Origin of the sequence: Kibdelosporangium phytohabitans (assembly GCF_001302585.1) — a bacterium.
Taxonomy (GTDB): Bacteria; Actinomycetota; Actinomycetes; order Mycobacteriales; family Pseudonocardiaceae; genus Kibdelosporangium; species Kibdelosporangium phytohabitans.
The window spans coordinates 769,442-784,615 of record NZ_CP012752.1; the positions used below are offsets into that span (position 1 = coordinate 769,442).

The following is a 15,174-nucleotide window of genomic DNA, read 5'->3' on the forward strand; positions in this document are numbered from 1 at the left end:
TCGGGCAAGGGGGATGCGCCCGTTCCCGCACCGCCCTACAGCTGTCGTCTGTGAACCGCTCAGCGAACGGCGGCTTCCACACTCGGTTCAGGTGCGGGCGTCGTGAGGTTGAGCATGAGTTTCAGCAGCGTCGCGGTGTTGGTGTCACGGGGGTCGCCGAGGCGTTCGGCCTCGGCGCGCGCTTCCCGTGCCGCGACAGTGTCGTTCTGACAGTCGTAGGCGGCGGCCAGCAGACCGAGGGTGATCGTCGTCGCCAGGGTGCTGCCCATTTCGCGGTACTTCGCAAGGCAGTCACGCAGAACCGGGATCGCCTCACCGGCACGGCCGTCACCGACCCACGCCGCGGCGATCGCGCGGGTACAGGATATTTCCCTTGGCTGCTCGGTGAGCTCACGAGCGATGTCGCGTGCCTCCCGGAACGACAGCACTGATTCCTCGCGGATGCCGAGTCCAGCGAGCACAGCTCCCCGCGTACGCAGGCACTTGGCGAGCGACGAACGCGGGCCGACCGACCGCAGCAACGTGATCGCCTGCTGGACGAGTTCGTCGGCCAGTTCGAGGTTTCCGCCACTCAGCACATGACCCCATGCCTTGTCGTGCAACGCCATCGCCAGTTGCCTCGGCTCACCGAAGTCCTCGGCCAGCGCGAGCGCCTCGGCCTCGATCCGCGCCGCCTCCTCGGTGCGCCCGAGCCGGTTGAGCGCCGCGATCTGCGTGCGCAGCACGACTCCGGATGCGAACGGGTCGGCACGCAGTTCGACCCGAGCCGACTCCATCAGCTTGACCGACTGTTCCGACTGGCCGACCGCGATCAGGCACGCGGCCAGGTTCGTGTGCACCCACGCCAACGCCTCGCGTTCACCCAACGCGGCCAGCTCAGTCGCGGAGGCCTGGTATTCCGCTGTCGCGTTGTCGTAGTGCCCGCGGCAGTGCCTCAGCAACGCCAGTACGGACCTCGCACGCGCGGCGACTCGTGGATTCTGTTTTTCCGCCGCGTCCGCGATGCTCTGGTACGCCAGTCGCATGTCCGCGTAGAGCCCCTCGGACCACAGGTACACCGAAAGCCTGTCCATCAACAGCAGGGCATCGGTGTGCCAGCCCAGTGAGCTCATCTTCGGGATGCCGGTGAGCAGGTTCGCCCGCTCGGCGGCGAACCACGCCTCCGAGTTGGCGGTGAGCCGCTCGACGAGGTCGCTCGCCAGCGGCTGCGGGGGAATCGGCCCCCGCAACCGCGGCAGCGGGATCGTCCACGGCAGCCGGTGCGCCGCGACGTCCGCGATGCCGATGATGGCGTTGATGATCGTCCGTGCGCTGGTGTACCGCTCTCGCGTGCTGTCCTCCAGCTGAGCCCGTTCGAGCGCGAACACGCGCACGAGGTCGTGCAGCCGGTATCGCGGTTCGCCGGTTTCGTCGGTGCCCGTCGGCTCGAGCATGCCCGACTCCACCAGGTCCTCGACGACCGACCCGGTCGACTGGGTGTCGAGCAGCGTGAGGATCCGCCACTCCGGCAGGTCGACTGTGTTGATCAACCCCAGCCGTCGCAACGCGACCTGGGCCGTCGTCTTCAACCCGGCGTAGCTGAGCGTCAGGCTCGCCCGCACCTGCAGATCGCTGACTTCGAGCTCGTCCAGCCTCCTTCCTTCGTCCTCCAGCCGATCCGCCAGCAGCCCCAGCCGCATGTTCGGCCGCAGCGCCAGCCTCGTCCCGGCGATGCGCAGGGCGAGCGGCAGGTTGCCGCACGCCTCGGCGATCCGCACGGCGTCCGCGTGCTCCGCGGAAATCCTTGCCCGGCCGATGATCCGTTCGAGCAGGTAGAGCGCGTCCTTGTCGGTCAACGGCCCGACCGTGAGCCTGTTCGCCCCGGCCAGCCCGCTCAGCCGTTTGCGGCTGGTGATCAGCACCGCGCAGCCACGCGTGCCGGGCAGCAGCAGCCGCACCTGCTCGGGGCCCACGGCGTCGTCCAGCACCACCAAGACCTTGCGGTCGGTCAGCAGCCCTCGGTACATCGCCGCCCTCGCCCGCAGGTCGTCCGGGATGGCCGGACCGTTGACGCCGAGCCCGCGCAGCAGGTCCGCCAGTACGGCACCGGTGTCCCTCGGGTCGTCCACTCCGGACAACGACACGAACAGCTGCCCGTCGGGGAACACCGACCGCAACTGGTGCGCGGCGCAGATCGCCAGGCTTGTCTTGCCCGCACCCGGCTCTCCGTTGAGCACCACCACCGGGACACTGTGCCCACCCGGGTTGAGCAGACCGGTGACCTCCGCCAGGTGCTGCTCTCGCCCGGAGAAGTCCGCCGACACCGCGGGCAGCTGGCAGATCGGCCACGTCGGCCGGGGCAACGGTTCACCACCGCCCTCACCGCGCAGCATCGACGCGTGCAACCGCCGCAACGCGGTTCCCGGCTCGACCCCGAGCTCGTCGATGAGCATCGTCCTGGTCAGCCGGTACACGTCAAGCGCTTCCGCTTGCCGTCCCGAGTGTTGCAGCGCCAGCATCAGCTGCCCGGCCAGCCGCTCCCGCAACGGGTGCTCCGTCAACGCCGCCTGCAGTTCGGCCGCCAGCTCCGCGTGCCGCCCCGCCGCCAGTTCCGCGTCGACGCAGTCCTCGAACACCGCCAGCCGCTCCGACTCCAGCCTGCCCAGCTCGGCCTCCAGCGCGGGCACACGGATGTCGGCCAACGGGTGGGTTCGCCACTGCGCCAACGCTTTCCGGAGGTGAGCCGCCGCCTTCTCCGGCCGCCCGGCGCGCGCCTCGCTGCGCCCGCTGGCCGCCGAGTCCCGGAACACGAGGAGGTCGACGTCCTCCGTCGCGACCTGTAACCGGTACCCGCGTCCCGCCAGATCGATCCGCACTCCCGGAAGCCTCGCCCGCAACCGGGACACGTACGTGTGCAAGTTGGAGGCATACGACTTCGGCGGCAGCTCCGGCCACAACGCGCTGACCAACAAGTCAGTCGTCACCGGTCGGTTGGCGTGGAACAACAGCATGGCAAGGAGTACACGCTGATGTTCGCCTCGTAATCGAATCTCCCCGTCCGGGCCGGCCACACTCAGCGGCCCGAGCACACCGAATCTCACAGCGTCGTCGCCTTCCCCAGCAGATGGGCGGAGTGCAGCTTAACCACCACCCGGAGTGAATGCGCAACCAGGTATTTATTCCTACTGTGAAAGACCAACGTTCGCTGGTGGCCGGGCAAACCCGAAGCGGGCTCGCAATGCGCTTCCTGTCATGTTCGGACAGGCGGCGCCCCAATCGGCTCGGTGAGGTCGTCACCGTCGACTGCGCGAGCTCCGCCTCCGGCACCGGGCTGTCGGGTCTTCGTGGCGAATCGGCTGACTGTGCTTGGTGATTGATGGGTCGGCTATGGAGCGCTCCCAGCTGACTCCCTTCGCGTGGTTTCGATGTGTCGCACGGCGAGGTGCGCGCAGTGTTCGTAGATCTTGGTCATTGGCGGCAGGGGCGCCTCCTGTCGGTTGTGCGGCAGGTGTTCGGCGGGACTGGGCGAGGTCAGCGACCGTTAACACCGTGTTCGTCTCGATGGCGGGGCTTCAGCGACCTTGGCGGGCTCCCTTCGCGCGATGCCTTTGGTATACCGGGTTTTCGGCCGGGCGCGGACGGAACCGCGGATGACGGCGGCGGGCGCGGCGACCTCGCGTCCGTCACGACGAGCCCGGCACCGGGACGAACGCGTGCCCGGGCACGTCCGGGTCACAGCCGATCCGCAACAGCCGGGCGCGGATCGACCCGGTCGTCCGGCCGAAGTGCTCGGCCAGGATCCGGCGCAGCGCGGTCGCGCTGTGCGTGTCACCCGCCGACGCCCACCGGTCGAGCAGTTCGTCGTCCTGCTCCTTGGTCCACGGCGCCGACGCGTTCGCGGGCGTCGCGGCCGACCGTCCGCTCAATGTGGACAGTCCGGAGAGCACCTGGTTGATCAGCTTGCCGACGGCGGCGAGGTTGTCGGTCGGCAGCGTGAAGGACCCGCATTCGGTTGCCACGCCCGCCGGATCGCGGTCGGTGAGCGCGATCTCGACGCGCTGGCTGTCCTCGCCGCCCTTCGGCATGGTCGCCGCCCGGACGGTGTACTTGCGGCCGTTGGCCTGGATGTCCGCGCTGCAGTCGACGATTCCCATGGTGTTCCTCCCTGATCGGACTCGATGCGGGATCCGGTGAACCCCGTGGCCGACAGCATCGCGGGACCCACCGACAGTCCGGGGCGGCTGCCGTGCGGAACAGTCATTTCGTTTTCCGGTGTGAGCTGGGCGTTCAGGCGGGGTATCCCTCGATCGGGTGTACTTGCGGAGGCAGGCATGAAGCGACCGACCATCAGCGACATCGCCAGGAAAGCCGGGCTTTCCAAGGCGGCGGTTTCCTACGCGCTCAACGGCCGTCCCGGCGTGTCCGACGCGACCAGGCAGCGGGTCGCGGGCATCGCCCACGCGCTGGGCTGGCGGGCCAACTCGGCCGCGCTGGCGCTGTCGGCCGAACGGTCGGGCGTCGTCGGGCTGGTCGTCACGGGCGAGGTGCCGTGGCCGACTCTCGAAGGCGTCGAACGCCAACTCGCGGCAGCGGGCGTGACACTGCAGCTCGCGGTCACCGCCGCCGCCGAGGAGACGTACCACGACTGGTGGGCCTCCGGCCGGGTGGACGGCATGCTGCTGGTCGACCCGCGCCCGGAAGACCCGCGGATCGCGACGTTGAACGAGCTGGAAATCCCGACGGTGCTCATCGGCGCGACCCACCCGGCCATGTCCTCGGTCCTGGCGGACAGGACCAAGGCGTGCGACGAGGTGACCAGCTATCTCACCCAGCGGGGCCACACCAGGATCTGCCGCATCGCCTCCAGCCCGGACGGCGCCATGGCGGCCACACGCGCACTCGACGGCGTCACAGCGGCCATCTACGAAGACCCCATGGCAGCGGCGAAGGTCGTGGCGCACGCGGCGATGCTGAACAGGCGTATCCCCGCCGACCTGGCGGTCGTGGCCACGAGCGACTCGCCCGTGTGCCGGATGGTGTGCCCCCAGGTGACGGCGATCCAGCACGACCACGCTGCCGACGGCGCGCTCGCCGCCCGCCTGCTGCTCGGCCAGCTCAGCACAGGTGTCCCCGAACACCGCGTGACCAGCGCGGACAAACTCATCATCCGTGGAACGACCTAAGTGCATTGACCACGTTCGATACCGCTAGTGTCACGCACAGTGTCAATGTGGTGACAAGAGGGGCGGACGTGCACGGCGAGGAGTTCGAAGCCGGCCAGCGGGCTCGCGAGTGGTTCCACTCGATGACCGTGCCACCGGGAGCGTGGACGATCCTGCGGGTCGACGGCCGCAGCTTCTCGCGGTTCACCGAGCAGCGCTACGACAAGCCGTTCGACTTACGCTTCTCGCAGCTGATGACCGAAGCCGCGCGTGCGCTGCTGGTCGAGTTCGGCGGCCGCTACGCGTACACCGAGAGCGACGAGATCTCGGTGCTGCTCGACCCGGAATCGCAGATCTTCGGCCGCGGTGTGGAGAAACTGGTGTCGTTGTCGGCGAGTGTCACCGCCGCCGCCTTCACGCACGCGGTCGGCGAACCGGCCCACTTCGACAGTCGGGTGTGGATCGGCACCGGCCCGGCCGACGTCGTCGACTACTTCTCGTGGCGCCAGGCCGACGCGGCCCGATCGGCGCTCAACGGCTGGTGCTACTGGACTCTGCGCAAGGACGGCCGGAGCAGACAGGAAGCCACGAAGGCACTGGAAGGCGCGAACGCGTCGGCCAAGAACGAACTGCTGTACCGGCACGGCGTGAACTTCAACGAACTGCCCGCGTGGCAGCGCCGGGGCGTCGGCCTCTGGTGGGAGACCTACGAACGGCCCGGCTACGACCCGCTGCGGGAGATGCCGGTGACGGCGACCCGCCGCCGGGTGCGTGAGGAGCGGGAACTCCCGATGAAGGGACCCTACCGGGAGTTCCTCGCCGGCCTCATCGCCGTGAAACCCTGACTACTTCCCGAAACCGGCCCGCCGCAACGCGTCGGCCATCGATCCGCTCGCCGGCGTTTCGGTGCGCCGCTGCTGGCGCTGCTGACCGCCACCGCCGCCACCACCGCCGCGGCGCTGACCGCCGCCACCGCCGCTGCCCTGCTCGCGACGGCCGCCCTGCTGCGGCGCGGGCTTGCCGACCTCGTCGTCCAGGCGCAGCGTCAGGCCGATCCGCTTGCGCGGGATGTCGACGTCCAGCACCTTGACCTTGACGATGTCACCGGGTTTGACCACGTCACGCGGGTCCTTGACGAAGTTGCGGGACATCGCCGACACGTGCACCAGACCGTCCTGGTGCACACCGATGTCCACGAACGCGCCGAACGCGGCGACGTTCGTGACCACGCCTTCGAGCGTCATCCCCGGCTTGAGGTCGGCGATCTTCTCGACGCCGTCGGCGAAGGTCGCGGTCTTGAACGCCGGTCGCGGGTCACGGCCCGGCTTGTCCAGCTCGGCCAGGATGTCGGTGACCGTCGGCAGGCCGAACTTCTCGTCGACGAAGTCCGACGGCCGCAGTTTGCGCAGCGTCTGGCTGCCGATCAGCGACCGCACGTCGGTCTTGGTGGTGTCCAGGATCCGCCGGACCACCGGGTAGGCCTCCGGGTGCACGCTGGAGGCGTCGAGCGGGTCGTCGCCGTCGGGGATCTTGAGGAAGCCCGCGCACTGCTCGAACGCCTTCGGGCCGAGCCTGGCGACCTCCTTCAGCGCGGTCCGGGACCGGAACGGCCCGTTGGTGTCGCGGTGCAGGACGATGTTCTCCGCGAGGCCCTCGCCGATGCCGGACACGCGCGTCAGCAGCGGCGCCGAGGCCGTGTTGACGTCCACGCCGACCGCGTTCACGCAGTCCTCGACGACCGCGTCGAGCGAGCGCGACAGCTTCCCCTCGGACAGGTCGTGCTGGTACTGGCCGACGCCGATGGACTTCGGGTCGATCTTCACCAGCTCGGCCAGCGGGTCCTGCAGCCGCCGTGCGATGGAGACCGCGCCGCGCAGCGAGACGTCCAGGCCGGGTAGCTCAGCCGACGCGTACGCCGACGCGGAGTACACCGATGCGCCTGCCTCGGACACCATGACCTTGGTCAGCCGCAGGTCGGCGTGGGCCTTGAGCAGGTCGCCCGCGAGCTTGTCGGTCTCACGGGACGCGGTGCCGTTGCCGATCGCGATCAGTTCGACGTTGTGCTGCTTGCACAGGAACGCCAGCTTGTGGATCGACTCGTCCCACGCCCGGCGCGGCTCGTGCGGGTAGATCGTGTCGGTCGCGACGACCTTGCCCGTGCCGTCGACCACCGCGACCTTCACACCCGTGCGGAAGCCCGGGTCGAGGCCCATCGTCGCCCTGGTGCCCGCGGGCGCGGCCAGCAGCAGGTCACGCAGGTTCGCCGCGAACACGCGGACCGCTTCCTCCTCGGCCGCGTTGCGCAGACGCATCCGCAGGTCGATGCCGAGGTGCACGAGGATCCTGGTGCGCCACGCCCAGCGGACCGTGTCGGTCAGCCACTTGTCACCGGCGCGGCCCTGGTCGTCGATGCCGAACTTGGCGGCGATCCGGATCTCGTAGTCGCTCGGCCCGGTCGCGGGCTCGTCGGTCGGTTCCGGGCTGAGGTTGAGGTCGAGGATCTCCTCCTTCTCACCGCGGAACATCGCCAGGATGCGGTGCGACGGCAGCTTGGTCAGCGGCTCGGCGAAGTCGAAGTAGTCGGAGAACTTGGCGCCCTCCTCTTGCTTGCCGTCACGGACCTTCGCCGCCATGCGGCCGCGCGACCACATGTGCTCACGCAGCTCACCGATCAGGTCGGCGTCCTCACCGAAGCGCTCGACCAGGATCGACCGGGCGCCTTCCAGCGCGGCGGCGACGTCGGCGACGTTCTTGTCCGCGTCGACGAAACCCGCGGCGGTTGCCTGCGGGTCCAGTGCCGGATCGGCCAGCAGCTGGTCGGCGAGCGGTTCGAGACCGGCTTCGCGTGCGATCTGCGCCTTGGTGCGCCGCTTGGGCTTGTAGGGCAGGTAGATGTCCTCGAGGCGAGCCTTGGAGTCCGCTGTGCGGATCTGCTCGTCGAGCTCGTCGGTCAGTTTCCCTTGCGATCGCACCGACTCCAGGATCGCCACCCGGCGCTCTTCGAGCTCGCGCAGGTAACGCAGCCGTTCTTCGAGGGTGCGCAGTTGCGCGTCGTCGAGCGTGCCGGTCACCTCCTTGCGGTACCGGGCGATGAACGGCACGGTCGCGCCGCCGTCGAGCAGGTCGACCGCGGCCTTCACCTGGTGCTCGCGGACGCCCAACTCCTCGGCGATCCGCTGGTCTATCGACAAAGTCACGCCCAGCATTGTGCCCGCAGGTCAACGTGGCCAAAGGCAGGGGTGAATTTTACGCCCAGTAGGTTACTTCGCCGTAACCCACTGGGCCGGTGGCGCGTTGTGCCGGGTACATAACACCCAGTGGAGGGTATATGCGCAGCTCACGGCTGTTGACCCTGCTGACTGCCGTGGTGGCCGTCGGTGCTTTGTCCGCCCCTGTGTCTGGCGCTGCGACGTCATTCGGCGCAGACATCTCGTACCAGTCGATTCCCGGCGAGGGCGGTACGCCCATGCGTGGGTTCGTGGTGAAACCCACCGGGCGGGGTGACGGTCCGTTCCCCCTGCTGGTCATGCCTGCCAGTTGGAGCGCGCCCAACCTGGAGTACGTCGGCGCGGCCCGCAAACTCGCGGCCGAGAGCGGCGACATCGTCATCAGCTACACCAGCCGCGGGTTCTACGACTCCGGCGGCGAGATCGACGTGGCCGGGCCGGACACCGTCGACGACGTCAGCCGGGTGATCGACTGGGCGTTGGCCAACACGCCCGCCGACGTGAACAAGATCGGTGTCGCCGGGATTTCCTACGGCGCGGGCATCGGGTTGCTGGCCGCGGCCAACGACAAGCGGGTCAAGGCGGTCGCGTCGATGAGCACGTGGGCCGACCTGGAGGCCTCGCTGTACCCGAACGCGACGATCAGCCAGCTGTCCGCTGGCGGGCTGCTCGCGGCGGGTCAGCTGACCGGCAGGCCAGGGCCTGACCTGCGCAGGATCACCGCGGAGTTCCTGCAGGGGAAGATCGACTACGCCCGGCAGCTGGCGCCGTCGCGTTCGGCGAGCAGCAAGGTCGACCAGATCAACGCCAACGGCGCCGCGGTGTTCATCGCGAACTCGTTCCAGGACGCCATCTTCCCGCCGAACCAGGCGGTGGACTTCTACGACCGGCTGCGCACCCCGAAACGGCTGATGCTGCAGGGCGGTGACCACGCGACGTCCGAGCTGCTCGGTGCGGTGGGGCTGTCCAACGACGTCTGGGACACCGCGACGGACTGGTTCGACCGCTACCTCAACGGGATCGACAACGGCATCGACCGCACACCACCCGTTCAGGTGATGTCGGCCAATGCCGGGAAGTGGCGCGGCTACCAGAGCTGGGCGTCGGCCGCCACCACGACCGACACGGTTCCGTTGGGCGCCAAGACGTTCGTGTCCGGTGTCGACAGCGCGGCCAACAGCGGGATCCCGATCCTCAGCGGCGCTTTGCAGGGATACTTCAAGATCCCCGTCGGTGTGTTCATCCCCGCTGTCCTGAACGCCGGGGTGTGGCACGGCCCGGTCTACTCGCAGGCCACAACCGTTGTGGGCAAACCGAAACTCACCACGACCGTGAAGTCGGGCAACACCGGCACGACACTGGTGGCGTACCTCTACGACGTGGATCCGGCGGGTTTCGGCGCTCTCATCACGCACAAGCCCTACACGATCAGGGGAACCAAGTCCGCGACGATCGACTTCGCGCTGGAGTCGATCTCGTGGGACGTGCCCGCCGGGCACCACTTGGCGCTGGTGGTGGACAGCGCGGACCTGCGGTACACGAGCGAAAGCAAAGCGGGCCTCGTCAAGATCGACGGCACGCTGACGGTTCCGCGGCGGTGACGTGAGCATCGCGTTGGTCGCCGCAGCGGGCGACCAACGCGAGCCCTTCGGCACGCCTTGGCGGTACCGAACCACCTGAGCAGGTGGGCGAGCAGATCCTGCTGGTCCGCACCGGCACGCGCCACGCCGTCCGGCCACGGCAGCACGGCCGGCACCTCCAGTTCCGCGCCGACATCGGCAACGTGGTCGACGCGATCCGCCCAGCCCGCCACCGAAAGACCACCGGTCTGGTCGAGGAGCAGGCCACGGCCGCCGCGCAGCAACTCGTAGAGGCGTCCGCGTTTCACCGTGATGTCACGCAGCCGCCTGCCCAGCAGCTCGTGTCCTTCGCCGAAGTCGTAGCGCACGCCGATCGCGGTGATCTTCTCGATCAGGTACCTGTTCACCTCTTCGAAGTCCATCAGCTCGGACATCGACCTGCGCACGGGTGTTGGCCAGCACGTCGGCGGCCACGGGGTGCCGTTCGGCGTGGGAGGAGTCCAGCAGCCCGTCCGGCGCCCAGCCGTCGACCACGGCGGCCAGTTCGTCGTCCGGCATGGTCACCACCGCCTCGCCGATCAGCGTGTCCATTCCCGTCGGCCACGGTTTGTCCATACCGGCGAAGAACCCGCCGTTGTCGAACCGCCGGCCCAATGCGAGAAACGGTCCAGCAGACCGCGCTGGTCCATCACCTCGATGCTGCGCACGTGCAGTCCCATCGCGCGGACGACCTTGGCCGGTTCCGCGTCCCGTTCCAGTACGACCACGTGCACGCCGTGACACCCGATTCCCCGGAGACTGGCTGTGGCCGGGGAATTCTGCGACACGAACCGGGTCTTGCCGCAAGGCCCCCGGTGCGCTATATGTTGAAGTAGGCAAAGAGCGGGCGAACTCCTCGCCGAATCGCTTTCCGGGTGAAATCAGCTTGCCTGCAGGAAATCCGTGGTGAGGCGGGCCAGGTCCGCAGGCTTTTCCTGGAGCATGGCGTGCGTGCCGTCGAACTCGGTGACGCGGGCTCCGGCTGCCGTGAGATCGGCGAGGACGCCGCGGCGCATGGCGTTGTAATAGTCGGCGAACGGCTCCTGCGCGCTCATCAGCTTGGCGGCGACCACGGCGAGGTGCCTGGTGGTCAGGCCGTCGTAGAAGTCGTGCACCGAGCCGTCGTCGATCAACGGGCGGAGCGCCACGTGCTCCGGTGGCATCTGCTTGGCCATCTCGTCGAAGACTTCCTCGAGCTTGGCCTTCCACGTGGCAACCTCGTCGGCGGACAGGCCGGGGTAGGTCGACGGATGGCCGTGGCCGTCCAGGTTGACCACGCCTGGGCACTCGGGGTGGCGGTGGGCCCACTTGATGCCCAGCGCGCCGCCGAGCGAGTGCCCGACCACGGCCGGGTTGTCCAGGCCGAGCCCGTCGAGGTGGTCGAGCATCGCCTCCCATGTGCTCAGCCCGGTCAGGTCCGGTGCGGTGCAACGGAAACCGGGCATCAACGGGATGAAGCCGGCCCAGTCGTCCGGTCGTCCGCCCGCGCCGTGCAGCAGCAACAGGTCCCTCATGTGCTTCCCCTCTGCTGGATCCGTTCCCGGATGGACGTCACGGTGACGCCCCCGTCGGGATGGCGGGCGAGCTTGTTGCGGGTGACCAGGTCGTGTACGCCCTGTCTGGTGACGCCGAGCATCGCGCCCGCGAGCGAGTACGGGACCGCCTCGCGGCCCGGGTACCCCATGCGGAGCAAGGTGACCTGGCCCAACGGGGTTCGCCACCAGCCCGCTGGCGGGTTGAACGCCTCGTCGCTCGGGTACAGGGCGCCGATGATGCTCGCGACCGCGTACGTGCCGTTCGGCCCGTGCAAGCGTGCTGCCCATGACTCGGCGGCACGCTCACACCGCCCCCGCAACTCCGATACCGGATCCGTGCCGGTCGCCGGGTCTTCGGCGAGCAGGATCTCCAGCGGGTCCAGCAGACGGCTGTTCATGATCGCCATCAACTGCTGGACCAGAGGTCCGGTCTCGGACACCGGCCCCACCTCCTTGACGTCCAGTGTCAAGTACTTGACGGAAGGTGTCAAGTACCGATTCGCACCACCAGTTTGCCCTGTGCCCGACCGCTTTCCTGACGCTCGTGCGCGGCGCGGACCTCGTCGAACGGGAAAACCTGCTCGACCTCGACACGCACCTGGCCCGCGTCGACCAGGCGCGCGATCTCGGCCAGCGCGTGCCCGTCCGGCTCGACCAGGAAGGGGATGGCGGTGACGCCGCGTGACCCGGCGGCCGTGGCGAGCTCGTCCGAGACGCCGCCGGGCACAGCGACGACGATGCCGCCCGGTTTGAGCACACGGGTCGACCGGATCGCGTTGTCGCCACCGATCAGGTCGACCACGACGTCCTGGTCGCCGGTCACGTCCTCGAACCGGACGGTCCGGTAGTCGATGCCCTCGTCAGCGCCGATCTCGCGTAGCCAGTCGTGCTTGCCCGCGCTGGCCGTACCGGTCACGTGTGCGCCCGCGGCCTTGGCGAACTGCACCGCGAAATGGCCGACTCCACCAGCCGCGGCGTGGATCAGCACACGCTGACCAGCCTTGATGGGCACGGCGTCGTGCAGGATCTGCCACGCCGTGAGCGCGGCCAACGGCACGGCTGCTGCTGCGTCGTGATCCACGGTCGACGGTTTCAGCGCGAAGTGACGCGACGGCGCCGTCACGTATTCGGCGAATCCACCGGCCTGGCGCGGGAACCACGGCATCCCGTACACCTCGTCGCCGGGCTTGAGCGTGTGCACACCGAAACCGACCGTCTCGACCACGCCGGACACGTCCCAGCCGAGGATGAACGGTGGCTCGCCCAACACGCCCGCCATGCCGCCGCCCGCGCGGGTCTTGGCGTCAACCGGGTTGACACCCGCCGAGACCACCCGCACAAGCACTTCTGTCGGCAACGGTTCCGGTCGGGGGACGTCGACCTCCTGGAGGACCTCGGGGCCGCCGAATTCGTTCTGACTGATCGCTCGCATGGTTCGACGCTATCCACTGGGTCCTACTTTCCCGCAAGGGCGACTACTATCCCATGGGAAGCATGCAGCTAGGAGGTCCTTGATGTCGCTCTCGTGTCCAACGGGACAGCACGACAAGCACGACGTGTACGCAGCGCAGTGCCCGTGCCGCGGTGTGCTGGACCTGCTGGCGAACAAGTGGGCGGCACTCGCGATCGGCGCGATGGAGAACGGGCCGCAGCGCTTCGGTGAGCTCCAACGCCGCCTGGAAGGCGTCAGCCCGAAGGTGCTGACCAACACGTTGCGCCGGTTGGAGGACGCCGGGTTCGTCGATCGGACGATCTATCCCGCTGTTCCGTTGCACGTCGAGTACGCGCTGACCGGGCTGGGGCGCAGCGTCGCCGAGCCGTTGGCCGGGCTCCGTTCCTGGGTGGAGGACAACCTGCACCGGATCACGTCCCTATAGTGGGGACGCGTGGCCTTCGTGACGATCGAGCAGGGGCGGCTCAACGGGCTGCAGGGCGATGGATGTGTTGTTTGGCGGGGGATTCCGTACGCGCAGCCGCCGGTCGGCGAGTTGCGCTGGCGTGCGCCGATGCCGGTGTCTCGCTGGGCGGGAACGTGGCCTGCCACCGACTACGGGCCCCAGTCCCTGCAACCGCAGGAGATCGGTGTCGCGCCCGCACCGTCCAGTGAGGATTGCCTGTACCTGAACGTGTGCGCGCCGCAGGGCACGCCGCCGCCCGGTGGCTGGCCGGTGCTGTTCTGGCTGCACGGCGGCGGTTACCGGACCGGTAGCGGGATCCAGGCCGGTGAGGGGCAGGCGTTCGCGCGTGCCGGGATCGTCGTGGTGACGGTCAACTACCGGCTCGGTGCGCTCGGTATGACGTATCTGGCCGGAATTCTCGGCCCGTCGGAACAAGACGCGGGCGTGTGCGCCCTGCTCGACCAGATCGCGGCTTTGCGCTGGGTCCGCGGCAACATCGGCGCGTTCGGCGGCAATCCCCAGCGGATCACGGTCTACGGCGTTTCCGCCGGCGCGAAGAGCGTCGGCAACCTGATGGCGAGCCCGCTGAGCCGGAACACGTTCTCGCAGGCGATCGTCAGCAGCGGCGGTGATCACGTCGCCACTCCCGAGCAGGGCACCGCGATCGCCGCGCGGCTGATCCGCGAACTGGGCGGCACGCGCCACCTGCGGTCGGTGCCCGCCGAGGACATTCTCGCGGCGCAGGAGCGAATCCTGACCGGGATGTCGGCCGTGTGGCTGTGGCGCCCGACGATTCACCCGAAGGTGCTGCCCGCGATGCCGACCGCACTCGTCGCCGCCGGGAGCGCGGCCGGGATCCGGCTGATGATCGGCCACAACGGCAACGAGTCGGCGACGTTCTCGGCGTTTCTCGGCGACGAGGCGATCGCGCCCGCCGACGACGTGGTGACCGGGATCTTCGGCGACACGAGGGTACTCGACACGTACCGGGACACGCGTGGCGCGGACATGGCGAAAGCCGCTTTCATGAGCGACGAGCGCTACGGCATCCCGACGCAACGACTCGCCGACGCGCAGGCGCGGCACAGCCGCGTCTACCGGTACCGCATCGACATCGCGCAGCCCGGCGTCCCCGAGTTCCTCGACGGTGCGCACGGTATGGAACTGGGCATGGTGTGGGGGCCGCCCAAGGAGGTCTCCCTGCCCAGGGAGATCACCGCCGCGCAGATCCACGAGGCGTGGGTGAGTTTCATCGAGGACGGCATCCCGTTGCCCAGCTGGCCACCGTACGGCGAGACGCGACCGGTCATGGTCTTCGACGAGGACAGCCACGTCGAGTACGACCCGAACCGCCGGGAGCGCCTGGCGTGGGGCGACATCTCGTGGCAGCCCGGCGCCTGGTTCCGGTTCTAGCCTGGGTCGAGGCCCCTGGCGAGGCGCAGCAGTGCCTCACGCAGGCGCAGTGGCATTTCTCCATGGCGGACAAGGCTTTCGCTGAGCCACATCAGTTCGGCGATGTTGTACGCGGTGACCGGCCCGACCGCCGTGAGGTACTCGGCTGTGCTCTGCGCCCACATTCCTGTGAGCACAGCGACTTCGTGGTCCTCGCGGCCGAGCAGCCGGACCAGCGCGCCTTCCTGCGTGATTCGCCAGACGCCGGGTGCGGCCTTGCGGCCCAGTTCTCGTAATCGGTCTGACGCGGTCCGGATCTCCTCGGCCGCCAGCCTGCTCTCCCGCTCGAACACGTGTTCGAT

General features: G+C 68.8%; 13 protein-coding genes and 1 pseudogene. 5 read left to right on the top strand and 9 right to left on the bottom strand.

Going from position 1 to position 15,174, the window contains the following annotated elements:
• Window positions 1-59 precede the first annotated feature (59 nt).
• Window positions 60-2,963, bottom strand: a complete 2,904-nt coding sequence (locus AOZ06_RS03680; RefSeq protein WP_236952061.1) for an AfsR/SARP family transcriptional regulator — start codon at window positions 2,961-2,963, stop codon at window positions 60-62.
• Window positions 2,964-3,662: 699 nt separating this feature from the next.
• Window positions 3,663-4,133 (bottom strand): hypothetical protein, encoded by a 471-nt coding sequence (locus tag AOZ06_RS03685; RefSeq protein ID WP_054288118.1) that lies wholly within the window; start codon window positions 4,131-4,133, stop codon window positions 3,663-3,665.
• 177 nt (window positions 4,134-4,310) lie between these two features.
• Here AOZ06_RS03685 and AOZ06_RS03690 point away from each other — a divergent pair, with 177 nt between their 5' ends.
• Window positions 4,311-5,162 (top strand): LacI family DNA-binding transcriptional regulator, encoded by an 852-nt coding sequence (locus AOZ06_RS03690; protein WP_054288119.1) that lies wholly within the window; start codon window positions 4,311-4,313, stop codon window positions 5,160-5,162.
• Window positions 5,163-5,212: 50 nt separating this feature from the next.
• Window positions 5,213-5,986, top strand: coding sequence for a tRNA(His) guanylyltransferase Thg1 family protein (locus tag AOZ06_RS03695; RefSeq protein ID WP_236952063.1), 774 nt, complete (start codon window positions 5,213-5,215; stop codon window positions 5,984-5,986).
• Here AOZ06_RS03695 and AOZ06_RS03700 read toward each other — a convergent pair whose 3' ends face one another.
• The gene (locus AOZ06_RS03700; RefSeq protein WP_157232785.1) at window positions 5,987-8,338 is read right to left on the bottom strand and encodes a Tex family protein; all 2,352 of its coding nucleotides are present in this window, start codon (window positions 8,336-8,338) and stop codon (window positions 5,987-5,989) included.
• A gap of 131 nt (window positions 8,339-8,469) precedes the next feature.
• On the opposite strand from AOZ06_RS03700, the gene AOZ06_RS03705 reads away from it, so the two are divergent.
• Window positions 8,470-9,969 carry a CocE/NonD family hydrolase gene (locus tag AOZ06_RS03705; RefSeq protein WP_054288121.1) on the top strand — a complete coding sequence of 500 codons (1,500 nt, stop codon included), beginning with the start codon at window positions 8,470-8,472 and terminating at the stop codon, window positions 9,967-9,969.
• Window positions 9,970-10,028: 59 nt separating this feature from the next.
• On the opposite strand, the pseudogene AOZ06_RS59530 reads toward AOZ06_RS03705, so the two are convergent.
• From AOZ06_RS59530 to AOZ06_RS03730, 5 genes and pseudogenes are all read right to left on the bottom strand, one after another.
• A pseudogene (locus AOZ06_RS59530) lies at window positions 10,029-10,494 on the bottom strand (aromatic-ring hydroxylase C-terminal domain-containing protein); the annotation flags it as partial.
• Between the two features lie 32 nt (window positions 10,495-10,526).
• Window positions 10,527-10,667, bottom strand: coding sequence for a hypothetical protein (locus tag AOZ06_RS59535; RefSeq protein ID WP_236952418.1), 141 nt, complete (start codon window positions 10,665-10,667; stop codon window positions 10,527-10,529).
• 201 nt (window positions 10,668-10,868) lie between these two features.
• On the bottom strand, window positions 10,869-11,501 hold the full coding sequence (locus AOZ06_RS03720; RefSeq protein WP_054288124.1) for an alpha/beta fold hydrolase: 633 nt from the start codon (window positions 11,499-11,501) through the stop codon (window positions 10,869-10,871).
• The gene (locus tag AOZ06_RS03725) at window positions 11,498-11,962 is read right to left on the bottom strand and encodes a hypothetical protein (RefSeq protein WP_236952065.1); all 465 of its coding nucleotides are present in this window, start codon (window positions 11,960-11,962) and stop codon (window positions 11,498-11,500) included. Before AOZ06_RS03725 ends, AOZ06_RS03720 begins: the two co-directional genes overlap by 4 nt.
• A gap of 47 nt (window positions 11,963-12,009) precedes the next feature.
• On the bottom strand, window positions 12,010-12,954 hold the full coding sequence (locus AOZ06_RS03730; protein ID WP_054288125.1) for an NADP-dependent oxidoreductase: 945 nt from the start codon (window positions 12,952-12,954) through the stop codon (window positions 12,010-12,012).
• Between the two features lie 82 nt (window positions 12,955-13,036).
• On the opposite strand from AOZ06_RS03730, the gene AOZ06_RS03735 reads away from it, so the two are divergent.
• Both AOZ06_RS03735 and AOZ06_RS03740 read left to right on the top strand, forming a co-directional pair.
• Window positions 13,037-13,399: a winged helix-turn-helix transcriptional regulator gene (locus tag AOZ06_RS03735; RefSeq protein ID WP_054288126.1), complete on the top strand. Its 363-nt coding sequence runs from the start codon at window positions 13,037-13,039 to the stop codon at window positions 13,397-13,399.
• Window positions 13,400-13,408: 9 nt separating this feature from the next.
• The gene (locus AOZ06_RS03740; protein WP_054288127.1) at window positions 13,409-14,833 is read left to right on the top strand and encodes a carboxylesterase/lipase family protein; all 1,425 of its coding nucleotides are present in this window, start codon (window positions 13,409-13,411) and stop codon (window positions 14,831-14,833) included.
• On the opposite strand, the gene AOZ06_RS03745 is transcribed toward AOZ06_RS03740, so the two are convergent.
• Complete coding sequence (locus AOZ06_RS03745) at window positions 14,830-15,165, bottom strand: hypothetical protein (protein ID WP_054288128.1); 336 nt, start codon at window positions 15,163-15,165, stop codon at window positions 14,830-14,832. The genes AOZ06_RS03740 and AOZ06_RS03745 overlap by 4 nt on opposite strands.
• Window positions 15,166-15,174: the final 9 nt, after the last annotated feature.

Bases quoted from the DNA above. Each gene is read 5' to 3' on its own strand.
- AOZ06_RS03685 (WP_054288118.1), bottom strand. From the start codon at position 4,133: ATGGGAATCGTCGACTGCAGCGCGGACATCCAGGCCAACGGCCGCAAG.
- AOZ06_RS03690 (WP_054288119.1), top strand. From the start codon at position 4,311: ATGAAGCGACCGACCATCAGCGACATCGCCAGGAAAGCCGGGCTTTCC.
- AOZ06_RS03705 (WP_054288121.1), top strand. From the start codon at position 8,470: ATGCGCAGCTCACGGCTGTTGACCCTGCTGACTGCCGTGGTGGCCGTC.
- AOZ06_RS59535 (WP_236952418.1), bottom strand. From the start codon at position 10,667: ATGGGACTGCACGTGCGCAGCATCGAGGTGATGGACCAGCGCGGTCTG.
- AOZ06_RS03720 (WP_054288124.1), bottom strand. From the start codon at position 11,501: ATGAGGGACCTGTTGCTGCTGCACGGCGCGGGCGGACGACCGGACGAC.
- AOZ06_RS03730 (WP_054288125.1), bottom strand. From the start codon at position 12,954: ATGCGAGCGATCAGTCAGAACGAATTCGGCGGCCCCGAGGTCCTCCAG.
- AOZ06_RS03735 (WP_054288126.1), top strand. From the start codon at position 13,037: ATGTCGCTCTCGTGTCCAACGGGACAGCACGACAAGCACGACGTGTAC.